We start from the raw sequence: 24,999 nt of genomic DNA, 5'->3' as shown, positions 1-24,999 counted from the left end.
TTAGGTACGGTAACTGCATGAGAGAGGGAATTCGCGCGGCTCGCGCGGTGGCAGGCACGAACGGGACGGAGGATAGACGAATCGTCACAGACGGGGGGAGAGCAGCCACCGAAGGCGAACTACCGACGGGTGAACGCGCACTTCAGAATCTCCACGAGGTCGCGTCCAGCACTGAGTACACCCAGACGGAGAAAATCGTTCGAATGCTCGATATCGGGCGCGAGCGGCTGGATGTCGATCTGGCATTTCTGACGGCAATCGACGACGAGACACAGGAGATAGTCGAATCAGTCGGTGACCACCCAAAACTCCAGCCGGGTTCGACGGCACCGCTGGAGGAAGCCTATTGCCGAAAAACGCTGAACCAGGAGACGCCGCTGGCCGTCGACAACGCGGTCGAGGAAGGGTGGGAGGACGACCCGGCCTACGAACGGTTCAGTCTGGGCTGTTATCTCGGCGCAGCCATCTACGTCGACGGCGACCAGTACGGGACGGTCTGTTTTGCGGACCACGAGCCACGGGGGCGGGACTTTACGCTCTCGGAAAAGACGTTCGTGGACCTGCTGACCGACTGGGTCAGCTACATCCTCGAACAGCAGGCCTACGAACGGGAGCGCCAGTCCCACCACGACCGGCTCTCGGGCCTGCTCGACACCACCCAGCAGCTGATGCAGGCCCGCGACCGCGAGGAAGTCGCCGAACTCGCGGCGAAGGCTGCTGCCGACGTACTCGGCTTCGATATCAACATGGTGCGAGTGTACGACGCCGACGCCGGGACGCTAATCCCGGCAGGCGCGACAGCGGCCATCAAAGACTACCTCGGCGATCGGCCGGTCTACGACGTGGGCGAGGGACTTCCTGGCGAGGTGTTTGCGACCGGCGAATCCCGTATTATCGACGACCTCCGGACGGTCGACGCGGACGTGGACTCCGACGAGATTCGCTCGGCGATGTACTATCCGATCGGCGTCCACGGCACGATTAGTGTCGGTGCAGTCGAGCCGGCAGCGTTCGACGAGACCGACGAACAGGTGCTCGCGCTGTTGGCAACGGCGGCCGCTGCGGCCTTCACTCGGGCGAAGCGCGAACGCGAAGTCCGGGAGGCCCGGGAGCACGTCGAAACCGTCCTCGAACGGGTCAACGGCCTCATCGAGAACACCATCGAAGTCCTGGTCGAAGCGACCACCCGGGACGAACTGGAGGCGGGCGTCGTCGAGCAACTCGCAGCGGCGGACCCGTACACGTTCGCGTGGGTTGGTCGACCTGACGTCGCGACGGACACCATCACCCCGGCAGCGTGGGACGGGACGGCAGCGCTGCCATTCGGGGACGTAACTTTCGAACTCACCGAGGACAGCATCGTCGGCAAAGCGTACGCGGCCGAGACGGCGCAGGTCAGACAGGACGTGAGAACCGACGAGCAGTGGACCGAACTCGTCGCTGACGCTTCGGCCCGGTCGATGATGGTCGTCCCGCTGGTGTACAAAGACACCAGCTACGGCGTCCTCGCGGTTCTGAGCAACGAGTCCGACGCCTTCGACGAACGCGAACAGGTCGTCCTCAGCGCGCTCGGGCGTGCGGTCGCGAACGCTATCAACGCAGTCGAGCGGGGTCGTATCCTCGATGCCGACAAAATCATCGAACTGGAGTTCGCCATCGACGACTCGGGTCTGCTCTTTAGCAGACTCTCGCGGGCCGCAGAGTGTACGCTGACGGTCGCCGGAACCGACTACCGGTCCGACGGGACGCTCCAGGTGTATCTCACCGCAGAGGGAGTCGACGGCGAAGAGCTAGCACAACTCGCCCGCGAAGACGAGGCAGTCAGCGAAGCGACGTGTATTGTCAACCACGACGACAGCTGTCTGGTGGAACTCATCGTCGAAGAGTCACTGGTTGCGACACTGACCGAGTACGGGGCAGTCCCGCGACACGTCGTCGCCAGCGAAGGGCAGGCACGATTTACCGTCGAATTGCCATACGAAGCAGAAGCCCGGGAGCTGTACGACCTCGTCGAACAGCAGTATCCGGGAACGGACCTCGTGGGCTATCACGAGCGCGAGCGACCGGTCCAGACGAGACAGGAGTTCCGCGCAGCGCTGGCCGACCGCTTTACTGACCGCCAGGAGACGGCACTTCGGACGGCGTTCCTCGGTGGTTTCTTCGAGTGGCCCCGTCAGATCGACGGGAACGAACTCGCCGAGGCGATGGACATCTCCCGACCGACCTACCACCAGCACCTCCGGGCGGCCCAGCAGAAAGTTCTCGAAGAGCTGTTCGACCCGGAGATGTAGCTCGAGAGGCGGTGAGAACCCCCGAATGCAGCGAGCGGACGCTGTCGATAGCCTCAATGGGACGCCGGCCTGATGTGGAGAAAGCGAACACATGGCACGACTCGAACGCCTCACCGTGTACCCGGTGAAGGGACTGTCCGGCAGCGACATCGAGAGCGCGACCGTCCTCGACGGTGGCACGCTCGCTTCCGACCGCGAATACGCACTCTTCGACGCAGACGGCGACGTGATAAACGGAAAGCGAACGGCTCGCGTTCACGAACTGACGACGGCGTTCGACCGAGCGACCGACGAGTTACGCGTCGAGACGCCGGCCGGCGAGTGCCAGCGCTTCGACCTCGACAGCGAGCGCGACCGGGCCGAGGCGTGGTTCGAGGAGTTTTTCGACACGGACCTGACGCTCCGGCGGGACGAGACGCTGGGATTCGTCGACCGACGGGATATGGGTCCGTCGGTCATCAGCACCGGAACCCTCCGGACCGTCGCCTCGTGGTTCGACAGGATGACCGTCGAAAGCGCGCGCCGCCGCCTCCGTGCGAACGTCGAGATTTCGGGCGTCCCAGCGTTCTGGGAGGACCGCTTCGTCGGCGACGACGCACCTACCTTCGACGTTGGCGGCGTTCGCTTCGAGGGTGTCACGCCGTGTGGCCGGTGTGTCGTCCCACAACGGGACCCCGACACTGGCGAATCGATTGCCAGGTTCCGTGAAACCTTCATCGAGAAGCGCCAGGAGACGTTCCCCGACTGGACCGACGAAGCCGCCTTCGACCACTACTACACCACGATGATCATCACACAGATCCCAGCGCCAGACCGCGGCAAGACGCTCCGAGTCGGCGACACCGTGGAGAGTGAGACATGACGGCAGCCGAAGCGGGTGACAGTCACGTGGATATCAACAGGTCCGCGACGACCTGATCACCCCCCGCGGACGGCCCACGATGAACTCGTCGAGAGAACGACTCTCTCCGGTCAGACCAACCACCAAGCCTCCGGGTACCATCGCGGAGATCTGCACAGAGCTGTGCGGTCCCGAGACATAACGTGAAAAACTATAGTCACGCAGTTTCGATATGGAATAGATGGTCCACCGCTGGCGGTGTCGTCACTGTGAATTTACTGTCTGGTCGGCGACTCAGGGAACGATAGCCGACGCTATCAAGTCTCACCTTCTGGAGCACCACCGGAACCAGCTCTCGAAGCCCGATTTCCGGACGACGTGGGAGTGTCCGTACTGCACCCGATCCGGCGAGAGTCACGACGAACAGGACGGGCTCAACCGGTTCAGAGAACATCTGTTCGAACACGGGAAGCCACTCATCGAGACGGACGTACACGTCGCAGAGGAGGTCAACGGGACCGGGAGCGTACTCGTTCGCTCACCACTGAATTCGACCGGGGCGGACAACGCACGCATGCACTTTCTCACACCCGGCGACATCGTCGTGTTCGTGACGACGACGCCCGGCGAGCGGATTCGACTGCTGAAAGACAAACTCCAGAAATGGCCGGCGTGGACGGTCATCCTGACGACCAAAGAGACGCCACTCGCCGGCGTCGACAATGTCGACTTATCGAGCGCACCCCTGGAAGTCGTTCGACTGGACAGGCGTCTGGGACTGTCTGACCTCGGCGAGACAGCGTCGCGCGTCCTCGATGAGCAGAAGCGAAAAAACGGCAAAGTATCGTTCGAATTCGACATCCTCTCAGAGATTATCGAGAAGTTCGAGACCCAGACAGTGTTCAAATTCCTGCATCTGCTCACGCGGCGACTTGCTGATGTCGGCGCACTCTCTCATTTCTACGTCAACCCGAGTGCGCAGTCGGCCTCGACGATAAACATATTAGAACAGTTGTTCGACATCTCAATTACGGCAAACGAGCAGACGTTCGTGACAAGCGCTCACGACGGCAGCCGCTGACGTGCCCGAGAGGAGGGAGTTGCTCACTGCTCCTCGGCGTCGCCGTGCTGTGTGCGCTTGCGTTCGGTGTAGTCGGCCGGATTACGGACGTACGTGTAGTCGACGGAGTTTGTCACCAGTTCCTTCGACAGCGAGCTCCCGATCTCTTCGAGTACTTCCGACGCCAGGTCGACGGCCTCGTCTGAGCCCTGCTCGTCTTGCACGTAAATGTGGAGTCGGCGTTCGAGTTCGTCGCTGTCGAGGGCAGCGAGACTTGCAGCAGCGAGCTTCGCGGTCTGTTCGTCCTCGTCGTCGAGGGCATCGATGAGACAGTCGTACACGTCGTCCCGGGTGTCGCTATCGGGGTCGGCAACGGTCCCAAGGAGCCACGTCGCGTTGCGCCGAATCTCCCAGCGCTGGCTCTCGGACATGACATCGAGCAGCGGCGGGACAACCGCCGCAGTATCGATGCGCTGGAGTTGCTCGGCGACAGTTCCCCGGACTTCCTTGCTTCGGTCCGGTGGTGCGTCGACGAACAGTTGGATGAGCGAGACGAGCGCCGTTCGCTGAATTGACTCGGCGTCGTCTTCGAGGGCTTTCAACAGGACGACGATCGGTTTGAAGCTCCCGAACTGTCCGAGTTCGTCGACGGCGATACGCCGGAGTTCCTCGTTGTCTGCACGAGCCAGCGGGATGAGCGGTTCGAGTGCAGACTGGGAACCGATACTGCCGAGCGCGTTGGCAGCCGCCTGTTGGACGATCGGGTTGCGGTCGTCCAGTCGATCCGCGAGTGCCGGGATACACCGGGAGTCACCGATGAGGCCGCAGGACCGGGCAGCCCGCTCACGGACCCGCGGCGCGGAGTCGTCCAGCGCGTCGAGCAAGTGCGGGACTGCGTTCTCGTCGCCCATCCGCCCCAGCGCCGCAGCCGCAACCATGCGAAACTCCGGATAGTCGGCGTCGAGCCAGCCGATCAAGGTCCGAGAGGTCACCCAGTCGGGCGCCTCTTCGGTGTCGAAGTCGGCCATCTCGTCTATCAGGTGGTCGAGTGCGGGCTGTCCGTACCGGTAGAGTGCGTCGATGGCGCGAGCGCGGACGCTCTCGTCGTCGTCCTCGGTCACGGTGTAGACGAGTGCACGGACGGCGTCCTCGTCGTCATCGTGTGTCGAAACGTCGGCCAAGTCACCGAGAACCTCGGCTGTTCGGCGGCGAATCTCCGGCTTGTCGCTCTGTCGGAGATACGAGATGAGCTTCTGTGTCTCGGAGTCGCGCGCGAGTTCGTAGAGAAACGTCGTCTCTCGTGCTGGCTGGTCGTCGAACATGATTCGTCGTGAGCAGGGGATGCTGGCGGGCGTGGGAGCGGATCGAGAGTTCCCCGCTGTCGAACTGTAACTGGACAGCCAACGTACATAAGTATGACTGCTGGCGCGCGGGCGTCACAGGTAGGAACATTTGTACCGGACGACACCGAATACAGAACCGATGGACGGGCCACTGTGGACGGAGGAACACGCGCCGGCGCTGTCAGAGTTGCCCCAACCCGAGGTCCGGGACCGATTCGAGCGGGCAATCCAAGAACCGATGAATCTCGTCGTCCACGGACCGAAAGGCAGTGGCAAGACCGCAGCGGTGCGCGCGCTCACGCGCGAGACACACGAGAAACCCGACGCCGACCGCGTCGAAATCAACGTCGCGGACTTCTTCGGCATGTCGAAGAAGGAACTCGCCGACGACCCCCGATTTGCACGCTTTATCGACGCGAAGCGCCGCCGAAACTCCTCGAAGGCCGACCTCATCAACCACGTGCTCAAGGAATCGGCGAGCTACTCACCAGTTTCGGGTGACTACAAGACCGTCGTCCTCGACAACGCCGAGGGGATGCGCGAGGACTTCCAGCAGGCGCTCCGACGGGTGATGGAGCAGTACTACGAGGCGACGCAGTTCGTCATCGTCACCCGCCAGCCCTCCTCGCTGATTCCCGCCATTCGCTCGCGGTGTTTCCCCATCCCGGTTCGCTCGCCGAGGCCAGAGGAGATCGTCGGCGTCCTCGAGCCCATCGTCGAGGCCGAGGGCGTCGACTACGACGCAGAGGGACTGGAGTACGTCGCCGGCGCGGCCGACGGCGACATCCGGGCCGCAATTCTGGGGGCCCAGACCACCGCCGAGCAGGCGGGCGAGATTACGATGAACACCGCCTACGAGACGCTCTCTGCGGTGGGCGTCGACGAGCGCGTCGGGGAGATGCTGACCGACGCCGAGGCCGGGGCGTTCACCGACGCCCGGTCGACGCTGGACGAACTCCTCGTCGACGAGGGATACAGCGGCACCGAAGTGCTGGACGACGTGCTGACGGTGGCCCGCTCGCGGTACACCGGCGACGCGCTCGCTCGCCTGCACCGGCTGGCCGGCGAGATAGATATGGACCTGAAAGAGGGGACGAACGATCGGCTCCACCTGTCGCATCTGTTAGCCGAGATGGGACCACAGGGAGCCGGTCGTGAGTGAACGATCGGTTACACATCAGTCACCTGCTCGCAGAGCTGGGTGACGACGTAACTGGTCGTGAGTGAACGACCGGCTCCACCTGTCGCATCTGTTAGCCGAGATGGGTCAACGCGCGGAGTCAGGAGTGACAACGCGGCAGACTCATACTGTCGGACGTAAGCCTTTCAAGAATTTCGCCACCCCGGGGTGGCGAATATCTTTACGAAGTTACGTCCAACAGTATCAGTCGTACTGTAACCACGTACGCTTACAGACGACAGGAACAGTCGTCGTGTACTCTCGTTCGGGAAACAGCATCGTCACCGTTACCGCCCGCGGTGTCGCGGCAACCACCGTCTCGAAGGCGGCATCGGGTTCGGTGACGAGAGTTCCGTCGCGGTCGTAGAGATGTTCGTGGCTGATAATAGGCGCGCTCTCGACCGAACGGTACTCGATTGGCGTGGTTCCCGCTGGTGGCGTGGCGTCGACAATCGAATCGAGTGAGACCTCACCGACACCGGTACTGATTCCATCACCGAGCAGCGACTCTTGCTGAAGGAGTGTCCCGACGTGGTCAGCAGCCTGAAACTTCGCCCGCATCGTCCCCCATTCCTCGAATGGCATCAACTGGGAACGGCCGGAGCCGTATGTAATCCGCACGCGGTCCTCGTCTGGCAGATACGTGTACTCCCGTTCCGGTTCTGCCTCGATAGCTACCGGCTCGGCCCCGCCAAGTTGTTTCCGCCGTTCGATGGGGTCAAACGCCGAGTCGGGCGAGTCGTCCCTGAAACCGGCGCAGCCGCTGGCCAGCAGCGACACAGTTAGCCCAGTCTGTGCGAGATATGTCCGACGGGAGAGCACTGTACCCAACGCAGAGTTGTCCGGAATGAAGTGTTTTGTGTCGGACACGCCGCTGGCCTGTCGGAAAAGAACCAAGAGCGCGGCGGCCAAACTGCGTGTAGATGGTCCCCTCTCCGACACAGGTGGCACTCGGTGTCGCACTCGTCCTCGCACTCACCTTCGCGTGGTACGCGGGCGGCGGGCGCTGGCGAGCGCGTGTCTCCGACCGACTCCTCTACGGAGTCCCGTGGGGCACGCTCGTCATCGTCGGCATCAACGTCGTCTTTTATCTGCTGGCACAGGGCGGCCTCCAGAACTTCGAAGACCCCGTCTTCCTGCCGTTCGTCTCGTGGTCGTACTTCTACCCGCTCGGAATGGCGACCGCCGGTATCGCCCACGGCTCCGCGAGCCACATCATCGGGAACATGGCCGGGACGCTCGTGTTCGCCCCCATCGCCGAGTACGTCTGGGGGCATCACCCGCCGGACGCGTGGGGCAACCGACTCGGCGGTCTGGCCGGCCGGTTCGACGCCGGCCACCCGAAAGGGGTGCTCCAGCGACCGTGGGTCCGAGCCATCGTCATCTTCCCCGGCATCATGCTGGCAGGCGCGCTCTTCACCAGCCTCTTCTCGCTGGGGCCGGGTATCGGCTTTTCCGGGGTCGTCTTCGGCATCATCGGTTTCGCCATCGTGACCGCACCGCTTGCGGCCGTCGTCGCGGTCGTCACCACCAGCGCACTCGGCCAGCTAGTGACGGCGCTGCGCCAGCCAATCGTCCGGGCCGGCATCGAATCGGGTGCACCCGGACCGCCGACCTGGGCCGGTATTGGATTTCAGGCGCACATGCTGGGATTCCTGGTCGGCGTCCTCCTGGGCGTGGGATTGCTGGTCGCGCGGGAGCGCCGACCGGCTGTCGAGCGGGTGTTCTTCGCGACGGTGCTGGTGGGCCTGGTCCAGTCGCTGTGGCTCATCTCCCTGCCCGAGGATGCGAACACCTTCGTCCTCTATCGAGGCGCCGGAACAGTGCTGGTGTTGCTGCTGTCGGTGCTGGTCGCGGTGGCGGCCGGCGGGAGTACGAAAGGGCTGCCACGGCCCCTCTCGGTGTTGCCACGTGCACCGACCAGACGCCAGATTGCGACCATCTGGCTGCTCATTCTCGGCCTCTTCGGCGCACTCGGTATCGCCGGAGCTGCAGTCTCCGACGAGTCGTTCTGGCTCGTCACGATCACGACCGTCTTCGTCACGCTGCTGCTCGCGATACCCGCGCTCCCGCCGCTCCTGCCCGACCGCCTCCTCGCAAGCCCGATTTCGCGCCGGCAGGCCGCGGTCGGCACAATCGCCGTCTTCACCGCACTCGTCGGCCTCGTCGGTGTCCCCTACGGGTTCGTGCTCGTCGACGACGGCCGTGTCGAGAATTCGACGAGCGTCACAGTCGAGGACTATCAGATCGCCTACGTCGACAACGGGACAACCGGCCACTCGACCGTCGGCGATTTCATCGAGGAAGAAACCTTACAGAGCAACGTCAGCGGCGTCGTCGTCGTCAGCGACCAGCGGGAGATGTGGACGACTGCCGTCCAGTCGTCCCTGCTTGCCTACCAGGGCAACGCGAGCGTGTCGGTCGGCGGGGTCGGCTGGCGCGAGACCGTCTCTGTCGAGCGCAGTGGCTGGTCGGTCGTCGGCAACGGAAGTGCCTACGTCGTCGACCTGATCGTGGACGGCGAGCGCACGCGGTCGTACACGTCCTCGGCCGTCCGGGCCGACGTGCGCGTCGACGACCACAACAGCAGTGTCGTTCCCGCCGAAGACGGCTTCGACCTCCGGGTGACCCAGAACGGAAGCACGGTCGGAACGGCGGCGATACCTGAGGTCAACGGCACAGCGTCGGCCGGGCCGCTGGAGTTCGTAACCGAGAGAAAGAGCGGCGAGGTTGCAGTGTTCGCCGAATCTGACGGTACCCGAGTCCGAATTGGGACCCGAGAGAGCTAGAACGGCTGTTTGCCGCGCCGGAGGTCGAGAGCGGCAGCAAAGTCCGACCGGGAGACGACGCCGACGACGGCGCCGTCGCGTTCGGCGAGCGCGACCTCGCTCCGGCTTTGACTGAGTTCGACGAGCGCGTCGAAGGCATCCATGTCGGCGTCGAGACGCGAGAGGTCGGTCGTCACGAGATCGTCGACTCGGGTGGTTTCGTAGTCAGCGGTGTTAACGGACCGCATCGCGTCGGCGGTTACGGCCCCGACGACCCTCCCGCTGGCGTCGACAACCGGGAGGTCCGTCCGGCGGGCCGCGAGGAGTCGCGGGAAGAGGTCGGCGAGCGTCTCGTCGCCGTCGACGGGCTCGATTTCGGTGAGGAGGTCCGCGACAGTGAGGTCAGAGAGCAGTTCGGAGATGACGACCATCTTGGATTCGCTGGTTGCCGCGCCGTAAATGAAGAAGGCGAGCAATAGGAGGATCGGACTGAACGCGAGGACGCCCACGACAGCAAAGAGGACGGCAAAGATGGTCCCGATGCGGGCGGCGACCTGAGTAGCGCGCGTGTAGGAGAGCCACCGGGAGAGGAGCGCCCGGAGGACGCGGCCGCCGTCCATCGGGAAGGCGGGCAACAGATTGAACACGGCGAGGACGACGTTCGTGACGGCGAGCCAGCCGACGACGAAGACGACGACGGGCGCAGACACCGGAAACGCCGTGAGTGCGAGTAAGCAGACGCCGGCGACCAGAAAGCTGGTGATTGGACCGGCGATAGCAATCCAGAACTCGCGATTCCACTCCCGGGGCATCTCGGAGAAACTGGCCAGGCCGCCGAGAATCCAGAGTGTGATAGATTCAGTCTGGATACCGTAGCGCATCGCAGTCCAGGAGTGACCGAGTTCGTGAATTCCGACGCTGACGAAGAGCCCGACAGCAGCGAGGATACCGACCGTCCAGCGCTGACCGACGAGTTCGGCGGCGTCGATAGTGACCGGTGCGACCCCCTCGATGAGGTCCGCATAGACGGCAAGCTGTTCGCCGCTGCCGATGAGATAGGCGAGAATCGGTAAGAACACCAGCAGGGAAATATTGACCCGGATGGGAATCCCCCAGATGTTCCCCAGCGTAAAATTTCGCATTGGTATACTACCGTGTGTCGGACGGTTATAATTGCTGGCTGAAACGTTCAGACGAACTCGACGCCCGTAATGTCGAAGCGTGTACCACCAGCGTCGCTCTCGGTGACCTCGATGGACCAGCCGTGTGCCTCGACGATGTCGGCGACAATGTGAAGGCCGTAACCAGTCCCGCCCTCGTTTGTGGAGAATCCACTCTCGAAGGCACTCTCACGGTGTTCTTCGGGGATACCAGGTCCATCGTCAGCGACGTAGAATCCCTGGAGTCTCGTCCCAACTGAGACAGTCACGGCGGGCCCGGCGTGTTCGATTGCGTTTCGAAAGAGGTTCTCGAACAACTGCTGAAGGCGATTCGAGTCTGCTTCGACAGTCGCGTGGATGTCAGTTTGCAGGGTCGCCTCACCCGTCTCGACGAGGTTCCAGGCATCCTCGACGACCGACGATAGGTCGAACACCTGGATGTCATCGAGCGCCTCACCCTGTCGGGACAGCGAGAGCAGGTCCTCGATGAGTTCGTCCATCCGTCCGGCCGCGTTCCGGATTGCTGAGATGCTCTCGCTGTCCACGCTCTCGCGGTCTCTCTCCCGGAGCATTTCGGCTCGACTCTGGATGATCTGAATCGGGTTCCGGAGGTCGTGGGAGACGATGTTGGCGAACTCCTCGAGCTGTTCGTTCTGTCGTTCGAGTTCCCGCTCGCGCTCGTTGGTCTCGGTGATATCGTCCAACATGCCGACGACGCGTTCGACCGCACCTGCCTCGTCGCAAACTGGATAGGCATCGAGTTCTATCCAGCGAGTCCCATCGGGTGAGGAGAGTCGAAACTCCGTGTGGTAGGGGCCGTTCTCCCCGCCAGCAGCGATATCCGCGAGCGTTGTCGACAGCCACTCCTCGAACTGCGTTCTGTCGTCTTCCGGCATCCGCTCGGCGAAGGCGGACGCAGGGTCGTCCCGAATCTCGTCCGGCGTCTGTCCGATGAGGTCCTCGACGCTCGGGCTCATGTACAGCAGTTCACTGGCGTCCGGCGTCACCATCCAGATGACCTCGCGAACGTGGTTTGCAATCTCACGGAAGCGCTGTTCACTCTGGGCCAGTTCTCGCTGCATCTCGCGGCGTTCGGTCACGTCGCGCAGCGAAGAGAGATGCTCGCCGGGCCGGACGTTCGTCGTCGCGACAAACTCCGTGATGCGATGTTCGCCGTCGGGCCGAACAAGTTCGAACTCACCTTGCATGCTCCCCTGGTCGAGAAACGTCTCCCAGACGGCTTCGAAATCGTAGCCGGCTGGCGTAAACTCCTCGACAGAGCGGCCACGGAGTTCGTCGCGGTCGAGACCGAACAGATTCGTGGCTGCTTCGTTAGCCTGGACGTACCGACCATCGTCGTCAGCGAGCAGCAGAGCGTCTTTCGAGGACTGGAACAGCGAGCGAAAGCGACGTTCGCTCTCTTCGAGTTCGTACTCGCGTTCGACACGTTCGGTCACGTCGTGGAAGACGAGAACGGCGCCGCGTTTGTCGGCGACTGTCGTATCACGGACGGAGAGTTCCGCGTGGCGTACGTCATCATCTTCGGTCCCAAACACTATCGACAGGTCGTCGACCGTCTCCCCGGCCATCGCGCGGGCAGCGGCGTCCTGCAGTTGGCCAATCGTCGCGGCATCGAACGTAGACAGCGATTCTAGCGACTCCCCGAGAATCGCCTCACGTTCTAGCCCGACCGTCGCACAGAACGCGTCGTTGACGTAGTCCATCGTCGCGTCTTCGTCGAGCACGACGGCAGCGTCCGGCATCGCGTGAAAGAGTGAGGCGAACCGCTGTTCGGACCGTTCGTACTGTCTGGCGAGGCGGTCAGAGAGAAAGCGCCGCTCAAGTAAATTCTCCAGTCGCCGACCGAGCACCGACTTTTCTGTCGGCATCGACACGACCTCGTCGACGACGTACAGCCCGTCAATGTCCGCCCACGCCTCGGGTTCGAGGTCCTCAGAGAGCGGCTGTTCCGTGATGAGGACGACCGGTGCGAACCGCGGGTGTTCGGCCTCCTTCCAGTCCTGAATCGACTCCCGAGCGGTGAGAAACCCCTCGTCGTCGACGAGACAGAGGTCGGTCCCGTCGAAGTCCGGCCCGTCACCAGTCGAAATCTGATACGACGGGGCGAGCCAGTCGGCCAGCAGTTCCCTGTTTCGGTTGTGAGACAACAACAGCCGGAGAGAGGACTCACCGCTGACGCTCCCGTCAGCCAACGGAGGGTCGAACTCACCGGTCATTCACGGGTCTCAGAGTCTATCGATGGCGAACCGCTCAACAGGCCCTGGACGTTCGAGAGTGGGTCACCGACGACGACTCCTCCACCCGTGATTTCGAAGGGGCGGAGGGTCCGCTCGGAGGTACCGACGCGCTTTTTCAGCACGCCGACAACCTTTCCGATCTCGTCACCCATCTCTGCGTATCGGAGAAAGAGGATATTGTCCGCGAGATAGCTGATACCGGCCTCTGTTGGGCGAAATTCGCCCTGGACGGAGGCAACCTCGTCGAGGAAGACGACGGTCACGCCCATGTTTTTCAGGTACCGTCCGAGCGCGTGGAGCTTGCGAATGAGTTCCTTCTCGTCGCCCTGAATCGAGAGGGTGTAGCCTTTGATACCGTCGAGCATTACGACGCTGGTGTCGTGCTCTTCGACTTCCTCCCGGACCATGCTGGCGAACTCCTCGGGTGAAAAGTCGAGCGGCTCGATCTCCTCGATAGCGAGAGTTCCGTCGTCGACCATCTCACCGACGGGAACCCCGATAGACTCCGACCGGTGACGGAACGTCGACTCGTTCTCCTCGAACATGTAGATGACAGACCGTTCGCCACTCGCGGCCGCTTCGGTCAGGAACAGCGAGCCGGTGGTGGTCTTGCCGACCCCGGTCGGCCCGCTGACGACCGTGAGGGTGCCGCGTTCGAGACCACCGTTCAGCAACGAATCGAGGGTCTCGACACCCGAGGCGAGGGTGCCGGTTTCGAACGACGCAGTGTGATCGCCCGGCACGAGAACGGGGTACACGTCGATGCCATCCCGTGAAATCGTCAGCGAGTGAACGCCGCTCTGTTTGTCGGAGCCGCGGAGTTTCGGCACCTCGAGCGTACGGCCGTGCTCACTCTGACCCAGTTCGATGACGCCGTCGGCGAGAAACTGCAGGTCGTCGTCAGGCGTGGTCTCGCTCCACTGCGAAGTGAACAGAACAGTGGCGTCATGCTCCTTGAGATAGCGCATGAAGGAGATGACCTGCTTGCGGAACTGGTAGTCGTCGTTCGTCAGATACCGAAACTGCGTGACCGGGTCAAGGAAGACGCGGTCGGGTTCGAGTTTGCCGACGCGCTCGGTGATGCGCTCGGCCATCGGCGTCTGCTCGACTTCGCTGGACTCGAAGACGCTGTATGACTGGTCTTCAGCGAAGAAGTCGGAACTCGGTGAGAGGTCGAGAAACTCGACGTCAGAGAGGTCGAATCCAAGCGACCTGGCGTTGTCTCGGATCTGGTCAGTCGGCTCTTCGAGGTTGATGTACAGCACCGTCTCGTCGTCGGTGCCGGCAGTCAGGAAGTGCAACCCGAGAATCGATTTTCCCGTCCCTGGTTCGCCCCGGAGCAGATAACTCCGCCCGGCGACCAGTCCGCCGCGAAGAACCTCGTCGAGACCGGCGATACCCGTCGGTACTCGCGGAAGTTCAGCCACAGACAGTACCTCCAGCCTGAGTGAGATATTTGACGTGCATGAGAAAACAAGACACTGTGTGGTATCCGATTAGTCGTCACTCGGCAATAGAATTTTGTATAGGTAATTGACAGTATTGCGAACCGCGAGGCGGCTGGACGGTCGGAACGGCCTTCGAAATGCTTTTACGCGACTCAGAGTGAAGATACACCAACATGGATATCGATATCATCGAAGAAGACGAGAACCCTATGTTGCACCGGACGGACGTCCGGTTCGAGGTCACTCACGAGGAGGCGACGCCCTCCCGCCTCTCCGTGCGAGACTCGCTTGCGGCCATGCTGAACAAGGACAGCGAGGAAGTCGTCGTCCACAAACTGGACACGAAGTTCGGGATGCGAACGACCATCGGCTACGCGAAAGTCTACGAGACGCCCGAGCACGCACAGGACGTCGAGCAGGACCACATGCTCGACCGCAACAAGATTGTCGCCGACGGCGAGAGCGAGGAGGCCGAGGAGGCATAATGCCCCGACACGAACTCTACAACGACGACGGCGACGCCGAGCGCGAACTGTGTCCCCGATGCGGCGATTCGTTCCTCGCCCAGCACGACGACCGCCAGCACTGCGGGAAGTGCGGCTATACTGAGTGGGAGTAGTAGACTACTTTTTGCTGCGTCCGGTGTCGGGTGCGCCTGACGGCGCACACCGCACCGTCCTTGCAAAAACATAGTGAAAAAGGCCGCTCACGTTCGGTAGAGCGTTCGCGGGTGCTATCGGAGTGGCTACCGCAACCGCACAGCAACGGCAGACCTGCCTTTCCCCGTCTCGCGCGACCTCGCGCATCCGCGCTCGGGACGCGCTCCCGGCCGTCCGCAACATCGATTGATTGCCCATCGAGCAACAGCCATAGCCACAGTCGTCACCCGGTGACACGCACGTCAGCACGTATTCAAGACCTTCCAGTGCGTATACATCAGCGATGACTGACGTTCCGCCGACACCGGGCATTCACCACGTGACGTGCGTTGCGGGCGACCCGCAGCGAAACATCGACTTCTGGGTCGAAACGCTGGGTCTCCGACTGGTCAAGCGCTCTATCAACCAGGACGACCCCGGCACCTACCACTTCTTCTTCGCAGACGCCGAGGGAACGCCGGGGACGAGTATGACGTTCTTCCCCTGGGAAGACCTCTCTTCGGGCAAAGTCGGGTCCGGACAGGTCTCCCGGACCGCGTTTCGCGTGCCCGAGGGGAGCCTCGACTACTGGGAAGACCGCTTCGACGAGTACGACGTCGACTACGACGACCGCGTCGAGCGGTTCGGCGAGACTGTCCTCCCCTTCCGGGACCCGGACGGACTGCCGGTCGAACTGGTCGAAGTCGAGATTCCTGACGACGATCCGACTGTGCCGTGGACGGAGTTCGTCCCCGAAGACGCCGCCATCCGCGGCTTCCACTCGGTGACGCTCTGGCTGGCAGACCCCCAGCCGACGATGGACCTGCTCCGAACAATGGGACTGGAAGAACAGGGAACGGAGCAGGCACAGGGTGACACGCCCGGCGATGAGCGAACCCGCTTCGAAGCGGCCGGCCCCGTCGGCTCGTACGTCGATGTCCTCCCGACCGTCGAGGGTGGCCGTCAGGGTCACGGCACGGTCCACCACGTCGCGTTCCAGACGCCGACCGACGAGGACCAGGCGGCGATGCGCGACGCCGTCCGGTCCGAGGGGCTGAGCCCGACACAGCAGATCGACCGTCACTGGTTCCGGTCGGTCTACTTCCGCGAGCACGGCGGCGTGCTGTTCGAACTCGCGACGAGTGAGCCGGGCTACACCAGCGACGAACCGCTCGACGAACTCGGGGGACGGCTGGTCCTCCCCGGCAAGTTCGAAGCCCAGCGCGAGCAGATAGAGGCCGGCCTGCCAGACGTGACGATTCCGACGGCAGAGACGGTGGAAGCCGGCGACTGACACAGCACCGGCCACCGCAGACCGAAGTCGTCTTTTCGCTCGCTGTCCGACCACAGGCCATGACCGACACCAGTCCACGGCGCGTCCTGGGTATCGAGGGGACAGCGTGGGCTGCCAGCGCCGCCGTCTACGACGTTACGAGCGACGAGGTGACAATCGAAACCGAGGCCTATCAGCCCGACAGCGGCGGGCTGCATCCCAGGGAGGCCGCCGAACACATGGCCGACCACGTTCCCGAAGTCGTCGAGCGCGCGCTCGCTCACGCACGCGGGCGAACGGATGCCGACCCACCGGTCGACTGCGTGGCCTTCTCGCGTGGCCCTGGCCTCGGCCCCTGTCTTCGCATCGCGGGCACCGCTGCCCGTGCTGTTGCCCAGCGACTGGACGTGCCGCTGGTCGGCGTCAACCACATGGTGGCCCACCTCGAAATCGGCCGCCACCAGTCCGGCTTCGACTCGCCGGTCTGTCTGAACGCCAGCGGCGCGAATGCCCACGTTCTGGGCTATCGCAACGGCCGCTACCGCGTGCTGGGAGAGACGATGGACACCGGCGTCGGCAACGCAATCGACAAGTTCACCCGCCACCTTGGCTGGTCTCACCCCGGCGGCCCAAAAGTCGAAAAGAAAGCCAAGGAGGGCGAGTACATCGACATGCCCTACGTCGTCAAGGGGATGGACTTCTCGTTTTCGGGTATCATGAGCGCCGCCAAGGACGCCGCCGACAGCGTCTCCGCGAGCGACGCGAGCGGAGGCTCGTCGGAACAGAGTTCCGACGGCGGGGAAGCGGTCGAGGACATCTGCTTCTCGCTCCAGGAGAACATCTTCGCCATGCTGACCGAAGTCACCGAACGCGCACTCTCGCTGACCGGCAGCGACGAACTCGTTCTCGGCGGTGGCGTCGGGCAGAACGAGCGGTTACGGGAGATGCTGGCAACGATGTGCGAACAACGCGGTGCGAAGTTCTACGCGCCCGAGAACCGATTTCTCCGGGACAACGCCGGCATGATTGCGGTGCTGGGCGCGAAGATGTGCGCCGCCGGCGATACTCTGGACATCGAGGATTCTGGCATCGACGCAGATTTCCGGCCCGACCAGGTGGCCGTGAGCTGGCGCGGGAAAGAGCCGTTTACGGCGTCCGCCGAAGAGCGAGCGAACGAGAGCGACGGCGAACGGGTCCAGGGTGCCGAGGCGACTGTTTCCTTCGAGGGCAGTAGAGTCGTGAAGGAGCGCCTCCCACGGAGCTACCGCCATCCAGCGCTGGATGAGCAGTTGCGAAGCCAGCGGACCCGCAAAGAGGCGCGTCTGACTAGCGAAGCGCGGCGGGCCGGCGTGCCGACGCCGGTCATTCGTGACGTCGACACCCGGGAGACGACAATCGTCTTCCAGCACGTCGGCGACTGTGACCTCCGGGAAGCGCTGACAGCGTCGAACGTCCGCGCCGTCGCCGAGTCGCTGGCAGCCATCCACGAGGCTGGGTTCGTCCACGGCGACCCGACGACGCGGAACGTCCGGGTCAATCGAAATAGCAGCAAAGACGGCCCGGACGTATTTCTCATCGACTTCGGACTGGGCTACTACACCCAGCATCCGGAGGACCACGCGATGGACCTCCACGTCTTCGAGCAGAGTCTCGACGGGACGAGCGACGACGCCGACGAACTGCGCGCCGCTGCCGAGGAGGCGTATCGAGCAGTCGGTGATTCGGCCGTTCTGGACAGACTGCGAGATATCGAAGGGCGTGGCCGATACCAGTAATCAGCCCCCAGTAGTCGAAGATAGCGGCGGCCTACTCGTGAGAGTGACAGAAGGCTTATCCGGAACCGGAAACCGACAACTGAATGATGGAATGGCTGCTGGTGAGCAAGTGGCTCGTCGTCCTCGCAGTGCTCGCAGTCGTCGGCGCACCGCTGTCGGCGTGGCTCTTTCCGCGCCTGCCACGCCGCGGTGCTGCCTTCTCCCTCCCAGTGACACTGGTCGGACTGGCAACCGTGGTCTTTCTCGTAGGGCAGCTCACCTTCGGCGTCCACACCGTCGCCTTCGGCGTACTGACTGTCGCCGGAGCCAGCGCGATCGCGTACCGACAGGGTGCGAGACCTGACTGGCGAGCGGTCGCTGGCGCGTACGCCGTCTTTCTCGCCGGTTTTCTCCTGCTCGCGTTCTTCCGCGGTGCGTCGCCGGGCATCACGCCACGCGGCGGCGAGCAGTTTCTCCACTTCGGGCTGGTGAAGACGCTGACCCGAACCGAGGCGCTCCCCCCGGAGGACTTCTGGTACGCTGGCCGCGAATTGCGGTACTACTACGGAACGCAGTTGCAGGTCACCAGCCTCTCGCTGCTCACGGACACGCCGCTACGCTACGGCTTCAACCTCGGCGTCGCCACCTTCTACGGCGTGCTCGTCGTCAGCGCCTACGGGCTGGCCGGAGCGGTCACGTCGGCGGCCGGCCGCTCCTACCGACTCGGCGGGATGCTGGGCGTATTCTTCGTCGCACTCGGCGGCGCACTGACGACGACAGTCCGACTGATATTCGGACTGCTCCCGACTGAGACAGCACTGGCGTATGGGCGCGCAGTCTTCGGCTTTGCCGCCGAGCGGAGCGGGCAAACCTATCCCGAAATGTACCAGTCGATGAGCGACATCGACACGTGGTTCTGGTGGTACACCCGCTACGTCGTCCCCGACACGCTCCAGGAGTTCCCGATGTACTCCTTCGTCAAGTCGGACCTCCACGGCCACACGCTCTCGACGGGGTATATCGTCCTCGCTGGGGCGCTCGCCTTTAGCTACTACCGACTGGATGCCGACCAGCGCGGCCGGCGTCTCGCCGTGCTGTTCGGCGGGCTGGGCGTCGTCGCCGGCGTCTTCGGCTTTATGAACACATGGTCGCTCCCGACCGCCGTTGGGCTAACGTGGCTGGCCGTGGCAGCCGCCGACGCCCACCCGACGACGCTGCTACCCGACCGGGTCGGGAGCCGTCTGCGCGGACCGGACCCGACATTGAGCCGCCTTCACCGACTCGCGGCGGAGGCGTGGCGCGTCGCTCTCGCCGTCGTCCCGGCTGTCGTCGTCGGTGCCATCGGCTACGCCATCGCCTCACCGTTTCTCGTCTTCGGCTACGTTCCCGAAAACGAGGGTGTCGGCTTTCTCCCGCCCAGAACGGCGCTCGCGGAGTTTCTGGTCGTCTACGGCGCACTCTTGCTCCTCTTTGCGGGCTTCGTCTGGTACCGGGGCTGGCCGAGAGTACGCAAGTCTGACCTTCGCTGGCAACTGGCTACTGCCCTCGCGGGCGTCGTCGCGGTCGGCGCACTGCTTACCGTCCCGTCGTTCCCCGTCCTCGCCATCACCGGCCCGATACTGCTGGGAGCGTGGTGGCTCGTCCGGACGGACCGCGCCGGGTTCGAGGGGGTCCTGCTGGTCGCCGGCGTGGGCTTGATTCTCTCCCTGGAGTTGGTCTTTGCCAAGGTCGCACCCTGGCCGGAGGGCCCCGCCCGCTGGAACACATCACTGAAAGTCGCTGTACAGGGCTGGACGCTGGCCGGTGCGGCCGCCGGGGGCGTCGCCGCGCTGCTACTGGCTGACGCGTGGGACGCGCTCGCTGGCGTCCGAGCACGGGTCGAAACACGAACGACTGCAGCCACTGAGGGCAGTGGTGATAGGCGACACATAGGGAAACAGATAGTGACGGCAGTCCTCGCTGGCGTTCTCGTCGTCGCGGTCGTGCTCGCGAGCGCGCCGTTCCCGGTGCTCGCGGGGTACAACGAGATGGGTCCCGTCCTGGCCGATGACAGCGAGTTCAGTCTGGACGGACTGGAGACCCACGACCGGTGGCGCGGCGCACAGATGGACGCCATCTACTGGCTGGATGATCGCGATGGCCGGCCAGTCGTCCTCGAAGCCCCGGGCCAGCGCTACCAGTGGTCGAGTCCAGTCGCGACACTAACTGGACTGCCGACACTGGTCGGGTGGGCACACCACCAGCGCAACTACCGGCCCGACGAGTGGGTCGGCTACCGGGTCAACGCCACGACCGTCGTCTACGACGAGAACTGGCGGTGGTCCGATGCCGCCTCGGTGCTTCGTCGCCACAACGTCGCGTACGTCTACGACGGCGCAGTCGAAAACGAGACGTACGGCGATACCCTTCGAGATCTCGAGGAGCAGCCGGGACTGTCGGTAGCGTTCGAGAACAACGTGGTCACGATTTATCGGGTGAACCACTCGACGCTCCCCGAGGGGACATGGGTCGACGCCGAGCCGTGAGTCGTAGGGAAACCATCATTAAGCAGGGGGGCGTACGGCCTGACATGGCAGACAGACCGTCTTCCGGTGAGATTTTCGGCGTGCCGTACAACTTCGACAGGCCCAGTTTCCGCAACCTCCTCTCCTCGTACTGGCAGCCCGGCGAGGGGATGCTCGTCGAGAAGCCGTTCGGTATCGGCTACACCGTAAACCTCGCCAACTGGCGCTCGTGGATTGTCCTGGCCGTCGCCGGCGCGCTCGTCTGGCAGGAGACCAAAAGCGAATCCAAGGCCGACGCAGAGGCCGACGACGAGGACGAGCCGGTCGAAGTCATCGTCGATTAACTGCGCGAACCGACGGCTCTTTTTCCGCCCGCCGCGAGCGGCCAACACGATGGTTACGTTCGTCACGACCAACCCCGGGAAGATTCACGAGGCCCAAGAGTATCTCGACGAGCCGGTCGAGCAACTCGATTTCGACTATCCTGAAGTACAGGCCGACGACCTCGCGACCGTCGCCGCCAACGGCGCACGCGCGGCCTACGAGCACGTCGGCGAACCGGTCATCGTCGACGACTCCGGGCTGACTATCGACGCCCTCGATGGGTTTCCAGGTCCCTACTCCTCGTACGTCGAGGATACGCTCGGTATCAAGCGCGTCTGGCAACTCGCAAAGGAGGAAGACAACCGCAGCGCCGCATTCCGTGGGGTCGTCGCGTACTGTGACGGCGAGGCGTTCGAAGCGACACCGGAACCGGTCGACCGAGGGAGTGCAGAGAGCGCCGAGCGGCGCGGTCAGGACACCGCTGCCGACGAGCGTGCCAGCGCAACGACTGACCGACAGGTATCGGATGGTGAAAACGCCGTCCCGGTCAAGTTGTTCGAGGGCGTCGTCCCGGGTGAAATCGTCGCACCGAGGGGTGAGGGAGGGTTCGGCTTCGACCCGATATTCGAGTACAACGGGACGACGTTCGCAGAGATGGACACCGAGGAGAAGAACGCGATTTCGCACCGCGGGCGGGCGTTGGCGAAGTTTGGGGAATGGTATGCCGAACGATAGTGAGGCATACGTCGGGAGACGAGCACAGTGAGTCTCCCGGTAGTTTGCTGAGCGGTAGCGAAGCAAACGAGACCAGACGCAGTCCGCGTAGCGAGTGACACGAGCGAGCAGAACCGTCTGGGCGTGGTTTCAGTCACGAACAGCGTGAGTGACTGAAATATCGGCTGCTGGCAAGAGCGAGCGAAGCGACCAGTGAGTCGCGAAACAGAATCCCAGCCACTCAGTCAGTCTCAGTAAGTGCATCGAGCGGGGCCGGTTGCGTTGAGAGATGAGTCTGTTTGAATCCGGTTTCGTATTTGAGGCCGTAACCGCCCAGTCTGTCAGCACCGATATGGGCCACCCAAATTGCCGCGACGTGAAGTGTACCCGTCGACGCCAGCCAGACGGCCACGGCAGCGAGTGCAAGCGGGAGCGTGTAGGTGTGAAAGACGTTGTACGTGAGGCTACCGACGCGTGGGCCAGCGTTCCATACCAATGGTAGGCTTCGGAGGGAAAAACGATGAGTGGCTAACAGGTCTGGCAGCGCATCGGCGGAATCTACGCCCGCGGGTCCCGATCCGGCCCTGGGTAAGCGTCGTCGTGGGTCGCCTCGTAGAGCGATTCGGCGTCGAACAGGCGCGCGAAGGCGTCGGGAGTACGGATGCTCAGTTGCATATGCGACTGCAGGGAGAGGTTCGCGCCGGCACTCCCCAGCTGGTCGTCGAACGAGAGGAGGTGGGCGGCCCCACCCCGATAGGCCGAGGCGAGTCCAGAGTGATCGCCCGGGGGGTGGTCGACGGTCTCGCGGTCGCGCTCGATACAGTCGCGCCAGTCGGCGGCGAGTGAGCCATCGGCAAGCGCCGTGATAACGGCCTCGGCGTCGTTGAGCAAGCGGTCGCTGGCCACGAGAGTCAGCCACGAGTGGGCACGGACGTGATCGAGCGCGTCGCGGGCGACCCCACCGACGAGGAGGTCCGCCGCGAGTACGTCGGCGTCAGCGACGACGCGAGTGGGGTCGGCGTCAGTCATCCTCGCGTCGGTCTGCGAGTGTCTCACGGATATCGGCGACGGTCACGTCGTAGGCGGTCGCGCGGTCGAAACAGTCTGCCCAGGTCATAGTCGGGAATCGGCGGGAACGGACAAAAAACGCCCGCACGCATCGGTGTCGAACGCGCGTCTGACGTGTTTTTAAGTAGAGTGGCAGTCCCAACTCACACGGGCGCGCCAGTACCGGCCTCACAACTCCCATCCTTCCACAGCGCGCGCCCGGACCGTTTTCGAACCCGTCTCTCCCCCCCTTTTTGAGACACACCGGAGCGACAGCTACACCGTTGCGCCCTCGCCGCGAATTTGCGCTCGAACGGAGTCGAGTACGTCGGGGTCGGCCATGACAGCGATGCTGTCCCCCGCCTCGATGGTCGTCTGTGGGAGCGGAATCGTCATCGGCTCACTGTCCCGTCCGTGGGCGTAGATTCGGGCTTCGCCGGGTAGCTCCAGTTCGACGACGCGCTTGCCGACGACCGGCGAGTCCTCGGGAACGCCGACGCTGGCAATCGACAGCGACTCCGTGAGGTCCGCGAGCACGTTGAAATCCCCACCCAGTAGCGCGGTCTTGGCGCCGGCAGCTCCGACGCGTTCGGGGTAGATTATCTCGTCGACGTCGTCGGCGTACTTCTCGTAAAGTTCGTCGCTGACCTCCTTGCTAACTCGGAGGACGGTCCGACAGCCGTGGGCCTCGCCGACGACACAGACCGAGAAGTTCGTGTTGAGATCGCCGGTCACGCCGGCAACGGCATCGGCGGTGTCCAGTCCAGCCTGTTCGAGCGTCCCCTCGTCGCCGCCATCGCCCTCGATGACGCTGAATTCTTCCTCGCGTGCGCGATCAGCCTTCGCCGCGTCTCGCTCGACGATGACTACCTCGTGACCCTCGCTCTGGAGAATGCGTGCAGTCCGTTTGCCGACGCGACCGAAACCGACAATGACGAATTTCATACTGGTGTGATACGTCATCACACCCCATAATAGTAGCCCCCGAAGTCGGGAATCCGACACGCCTTTCGCCGTCGGTATCTGACAGCACGCCATGCGCGTGACGTTTCTCGGCACGAGCGGGGCCGTCCCGACGACCCAGCGCAATCCCAGCGCGATTCAGGTCGAGCGGGAGGGCGACCGCCTGCTTTTCGACTGCGGTGAGGGGACGCAGCGTCAGATGATGCGCTACCGGACTGGCTTCGACATCGACCACATCTTCGTCACGCACATGCACGGCGACCACGTACTCGGGCTTCCCGGTCTCATCCAGACGCTGGATTTCAACGGCCGCGACGAGCCACTGGCCATCCACGCGCCGTCGGGCACCCGCGAGCGCGTCGAGCGACTGGTCGCCGCCACCGGCGAACGCCCCTCGTTTCCGGTGCGCATCAACCAGGTCGCAGCCGGTGACGTCGCGCTGAGCAAAGCGGAGTACGATGTCCGGGCCATCGACGTGTCCCACCGGACGAACGCCGTCGGCTACGTCGTCGACGAAGAAGACAGAAAAGGACGGTTCGACCGTGAATACGCCGAGGAGGAACTCGGTCTCTCACCAGGCCCGGAGTACTCGAAACTCCACAACGGCGAGGCCGTCGAACACGACGGACGGACAATCCAACCTGAAGAGGTCGTCGGGCCACCACGGCCCGGCCGACTGCTGGTGTACACCGGCGATACTCGACCGTGTAACAACGTCATCGAGGCCGCCGAGAACGCCGACCTCCTGATTCACGACAGCATGTTCGACGACAGTTGCATCGACCGCGCACGAGAGACCGGCCACTCGACGGCACGCGAGGCCGCAGAGGTGGCAAACGAGGCCGGTGCAAAGCGGCTGGCGCTTACCCACATCTCCTCGCGCTACGCTGGCCACGGCTGGCACGACCTCGAGTCCGAAGGCGAAGATACCTTCGAGGGAGACACCGTATTCGTCGCCGAGGACGGAATGGAAGTGGAAATTCCGTACCCGGATGCCGAGCGCGAGTTTACGATCACGCGAGCGACCAGGTAGCGGGACAGCAGGGAATAGTAATTTTAATCTGATATATCTTCCAGATTTTTCTAATCTATATAGAGATAATTAGTTGTGGAATAGTCTCACCCATGAGAGAGTGGGACGTAGACAGGACCCCAAAATAGGACAGTAAAAGTCCTAAATCTCCGAATATTTGAATATAGATTATAATTATTTTGTGCCCATAATTATATGATTGTGTAACACTTATCCATTCAGAGCCCCAACTATATATTGAAATGAGTACGAAACGAAGCAGTTCGCAGACGGAGTTTAGTTTGAAGAGTACCCCCGCTAGGGAAGATCTCGACCGCGCCGAAAACGTAGTCGGAACGCTGGCCTCGTGGGTCCGCCAGAAGTTGGTGTAACGCACGACAACAGCAGTCGAACGACACTC

At 63.2% G+C, this 24,999-nt stretch carries 21 protein-coding genes; 13 read left to right on the top strand and 8 right to left on the bottom strand.

Annotated features, from left to right (window positions below):
- Positions 1-17 precede the first annotated feature (17 nt).
- From WDJ60_RS04870 to WDJ60_RS04860, 3 genes are all read left to right on the top strand, one after another.
- Positions 18-2,291, top strand: coding sequence for a bacterio-opsin activator domain-containing protein (locus WDJ60_RS04870; RefSeq protein ID WP_340098875.1), 2,274 nt, complete (start codon positions 18-20; stop codon positions 2,289-2,291).
- Positions 2,292-2,382: 91 nt separating this feature from the next.
- Positions 2,383-3,153, top strand: coding sequence for an MOSC domain-containing protein (locus WDJ60_RS04865; RefSeq protein WP_340098874.1), 771 nt, complete (start codon positions 2,383-2,385; stop codon positions 3,151-3,153).
- A gap of 220 nt (positions 3,154-3,373) precedes the next feature.
- Positions 3,374-4,213, top strand: a complete 840-nt coding sequence (locus tag WDJ60_RS04860; protein WP_340098873.1) for a DUF7504 family protein — start codon at positions 3,374-3,376, stop codon at positions 4,211-4,213.
- A gap of 23 nt (positions 4,214-4,236) precedes the next feature.
- Here the strand turns inward: WDJ60_RS04860 and WDJ60_RS04855 are convergent, their stop codons facing one another.
- Positions 4,237-5,514 (bottom strand): HEAT repeat domain-containing protein, encoded by a 1,278-nt coding sequence (locus WDJ60_RS04855; protein ID WP_340098872.1) that lies wholly within the window; start codon positions 5,512-5,514, stop codon positions 4,237-4,239.
- Between the two features lie 160 nt (positions 5,515-5,674).
- Between WDJ60_RS04855 and WDJ60_RS04850 the strand changes: the two genes are divergently transcribed.
- Complete coding sequence (locus WDJ60_RS04850; protein WP_340098871.1) at positions 5,675-6,697, top strand: AAA family ATPase; 1,023 nt, start codon at positions 5,675-5,677, stop codon at positions 6,695-6,697.
- A 222-nt stretch (positions 6,698-6,919) separates the two neighbouring features.
- Here the strand turns inward: WDJ60_RS04850 and WDJ60_RS04845 are convergent, their stop codons facing one another.
- Positions 6,920-7,585 carry a hypothetical protein gene (locus WDJ60_RS04845; protein ID WP_340098870.1) on the bottom strand — a complete coding sequence of 222 codons (666 nt, stop codon included), beginning with the start codon at positions 7,583-7,585 and terminating at the stop codon, positions 6,920-6,922.
- A gap of 53 nt (positions 7,586-7,638) precedes the next feature.
- Between WDJ60_RS04845 and WDJ60_RS04840 the strand changes: the two genes are divergently transcribed.
- A complete protein-coding gene (locus tag WDJ60_RS04840; protein WP_340098869.1) occupies positions 7,639-9,504 on the top strand; it encodes a rhomboid family intramembrane serine protease in 1,866 nt (621 codons plus the stop codon).
- Here the strand turns inward: WDJ60_RS04840 and WDJ60_RS04835 are convergent.
- The 3 genes from WDJ60_RS04835 to WDJ60_RS04825 are packed head-to-tail and all read right to left on the bottom strand — an operon-like array spanning position 9,501 to position 14,328.
- Complete coding sequence (locus WDJ60_RS04835) at positions 9,501-10,625, bottom strand: site-2 protease family protein (RefSeq protein ID WP_340098868.1); 1,125 nt, start codon at positions 10,623-10,625, stop codon at positions 9,501-9,503. The two genes, WDJ60_RS04840 and WDJ60_RS04835, sit on opposite strands and share 4 nt — an antisense overlap.
- Before the next feature lie 47 nt (positions 10,626-10,672).
- Positions 10,673-12,880: a PAS domain-containing protein gene (locus tag WDJ60_RS04830; RefSeq protein ID WP_340098867.1), complete on the bottom strand. Its 2,208-nt coding sequence runs from the start codon at positions 12,878-12,880 to the stop codon at positions 10,673-10,675.
- Positions 12,877-14,328 (bottom strand): DUF7125 family protein, encoded by a 1,452-nt coding sequence (locus tag WDJ60_RS04825; protein ID WP_340098866.1) that lies wholly within the window; start codon positions 14,326-14,328, stop codon positions 12,877-12,879. Before WDJ60_RS04825 ends, WDJ60_RS04830 begins: the two co-directional genes overlap by 4 nt.
- A 194-nt stretch (positions 14,329-14,522) precedes the next feature.
- Here WDJ60_RS04825 and WDJ60_RS04820 point away from each other — a divergent pair, with 194 nt between their 5' ends.
- From WDJ60_RS04820 to WDJ60_RS04790, 7 genes are all read left to right on the top strand, one after another.
- Complete coding sequence (locus tag WDJ60_RS04820; protein ID WP_340098865.1) at positions 14,523-14,834, top strand: 30S ribosomal protein S24e; 312 nt, start codon at positions 14,523-14,525, stop codon at positions 14,832-14,834.
- On the top strand, positions 14,834-14,968 hold the full coding sequence (locus WDJ60_RS04815; protein ID WP_302082255.1) for a 30S ribosomal protein S27ae: 135 nt from the start codon (positions 14,834-14,836) through the stop codon (positions 14,966-14,968). The genes WDJ60_RS04820 and WDJ60_RS04815 overlap by 1 nt, the downstream gene beginning before the upstream one ends.
- A gap of 323 nt (positions 14,969-15,291) precedes the next feature.
- Positions 15,292-16,281 (top strand): ring-cleaving dioxygenase, encoded by a 990-nt coding sequence (locus WDJ60_RS04810; RefSeq protein WP_340098864.1) that lies wholly within the window; start codon positions 15,292-15,294, stop codon positions 16,279-16,281.
- Between the two features lie 59 nt (positions 16,282-16,340).
- Positions 16,341-18,035 (top strand): bifunctional N(6)-L-threonylcarbamoyladenine synthase/serine/threonine protein kinase, encoded by a 1,695-nt coding sequence (locus WDJ60_RS04805; RefSeq protein WP_340098863.1) that lies wholly within the window; start codon positions 16,341-16,343, stop codon positions 18,033-18,035.
- 83 nt (positions 18,036-18,118) lie between these two features.
- Positions 18,119-20,539: a DUF2298 domain-containing protein gene (locus WDJ60_RS04800; protein WP_340098862.1), complete on the top strand. Its 2,421-nt coding sequence runs from the start codon at positions 18,119-18,121 to the stop codon at positions 20,537-20,539.
- 44 nt (positions 20,540-20,583) lie between these two features.
- Positions 20,584-20,862 (top strand): DUF5808 domain-containing protein, encoded by a 279-nt coding sequence (locus WDJ60_RS04795; protein WP_340098861.1) that lies wholly within the window; start codon positions 20,584-20,586, stop codon positions 20,860-20,862.
- A 49-nt stretch (positions 20,863-20,911) separates the two neighbouring features.
- The gene (locus tag WDJ60_RS04790) at positions 20,912-21,577 is read left to right on the top strand and encodes a non-canonical purine NTP pyrophosphatase (protein WP_340098860.1); all 666 of its coding nucleotides are present in this window, start codon (positions 20,912-20,914) and stop codon (positions 21,575-21,577) included.
- A 220-nt stretch (positions 21,578-21,797) separates the two neighbouring features.
- On the opposite strand, the gene WDJ60_RS04785 is transcribed toward WDJ60_RS04790, so the two are convergent.
- From WDJ60_RS04785 to WDJ60_RS04775, 3 genes are all read right to left on the bottom strand, one after another.
- Positions 21,798-22,052 carry a DUF4260 family protein gene (locus WDJ60_RS04785; RefSeq protein ID WP_340098859.1) on the bottom strand — a complete coding sequence of 85 codons (255 nt, stop codon included), beginning with the start codon at positions 22,050-22,052 and terminating at the stop codon, positions 21,798-21,800.
- A 62-nt stretch (positions 22,053-22,114) separates the two neighbouring features.
- Positions 22,115-22,585: a DUF7384 family protein gene (locus WDJ60_RS04780; RefSeq protein ID WP_340098858.1), complete on the bottom strand. Its 471-nt coding sequence runs from the start codon at positions 22,583-22,585 to the stop codon at positions 22,115-22,117.
- A 294-nt stretch (positions 22,586-22,879) separates the two neighbouring features.
- Positions 22,880-23,548, bottom strand: coding sequence for a potassium channel family protein (locus WDJ60_RS04775; RefSeq protein WP_340098857.1), 669 nt, complete (start codon positions 23,546-23,548; stop codon positions 22,880-22,882).
- 91 nt (positions 23,549-23,639) lie between these two features.
- On the opposite strand from WDJ60_RS04775, the gene rnz reads away from it, so the two are divergent.
- Positions 23,640-24,599, top strand: coding sequence for a ribonuclease Z (gene rnz / locus WDJ60_RS04770; RefSeq protein WP_340098856.1), 960 nt, complete (start codon positions 23,640-23,642; stop codon positions 24,597-24,599).
- The last annotated feature ends 400 nt before the right edge of the window (positions 24,600-24,999 follow it).

This window comes from Salinibaculum salinum (assembly GCF_037645885.1).
Taxonomy (GTDB): Archaea; Halobacteriota; Halobacteria; order Halobacteriales; family Haloarculaceae; genus Salinibaculum; species Salinibaculum salinum.
Note: the sequence above shows the minus strand (reverse complement) of the source record. Positions and strands in the feature narration are given on the sequence as shown.

Bases quoted from the DNA above. Each gene is read 5' to 3' on its own strand.
- WDJ60_RS04870 (WP_340098875.1), top strand. From the start codon at position 18: ATGAGAGAGGGAATTCGCGCGGCTCGCGCGGTGGCAGGCACGAACGGG.
- WDJ60_RS04865 (WP_340098874.1), top strand. From the start codon at position 2,383: ATGGCACGACTCGAACGCCTCACCGTGTACCCGGTGAAGGGACTGTCC.
- WDJ60_RS04860 (WP_340098873.1), top strand. From the start codon at position 3,374: ATGGTCCACCGCTGGCGGTGTCGTCACTGTGAATTTACTGTCTGGTCG.
- WDJ60_RS04855 (WP_340098872.1), bottom strand. From the start codon at position 5,514: ATGTTCGACGACCAGCCAGCACGAGAGACGACGTTTCTCTACGAACTC.
- WDJ60_RS04850 (WP_340098871.1), top strand. From the start codon at position 5,675: ATGGACGGGCCACTGTGGACGGAGGAACACGCGCCGGCGCTGTCAGAG.
- WDJ60_RS04840 (WP_340098869.1), top strand. From the start codon at position 7,639: ATGGTCCCCTCTCCGACACAGGTGGCACTCGGTGTCGCACTCGTCCTC.
- WDJ60_RS04835 (WP_340098868.1), bottom strand. From the start codon at position 10,625: ATGCGAAATTTTACGCTGGGGAACATCTGGGGGATTCCCATCCGGGTC.
- WDJ60_RS04830 (WP_340098867.1), bottom strand. From the start codon at position 12,880: ATGACCGGTGAGTTCGACCCTCCGTTGGCTGACGGGAGCGTCAGCGGT.
- WDJ60_RS04820 (WP_340098865.1), top strand. From the start codon at position 14,523: ATGGATATCGATATCATCGAAGAAGACGAGAACCCTATGTTGCACCGG.
- WDJ60_RS04815 (WP_302082255.1), top strand. From the start codon at position 14,834: ATGCCCCGACACGAACTCTACAACGACGACGGCGACGCCGAGCGCGAA.
- WDJ60_RS04810 (WP_340098864.1), top strand. From the start codon at position 15,292: ATGACTGACGTTCCGCCGACACCGGGCATTCACCACGTGACGTGCGTT.
- WDJ60_RS04805 (WP_340098863.1), top strand. From the start codon at position 16,341: ATGACCGACACCAGTCCACGGCGCGTCCTGGGTATCGAGGGGACAGCG.
- WDJ60_RS04800 (WP_340098862.1), top strand. From the start codon at position 18,119: ATGATGGAATGGCTGCTGGTGAGCAAGTGGCTCGTCGTCCTCGCAGTG.
- WDJ60_RS04795 (WP_340098861.1), top strand. From the start codon at position 20,584: ATGGCAGACAGACCGTCTTCCGGTGAGATTTTCGGCGTGCCGTACAAC.
- WDJ60_RS04790 (WP_340098860.1), top strand. From the start codon at position 20,912: ATGGTTACGTTCGTCACGACCAACCCCGGGAAGATTCACGAGGCCCAA.
- WDJ60_RS04780 (WP_340098858.1), bottom strand. From the start codon at position 22,585: ATGACTGACGCCGACCCCACTCGCGTCGTCGCTGACGCCGACGTACTC.
- WDJ60_RS04775 (WP_340098857.1), bottom strand. From the start codon at position 23,548: ATGAAATTCGTCATTGTCGGTTTCGGTCGCGTCGGCAAACGGACTGCA.
- rnz (WP_340098856.1), top strand. From the start codon at position 23,640: ATGCGCGTGACGTTTCTCGGCACGAGCGGGGCCGTCCCGACGACCCAG.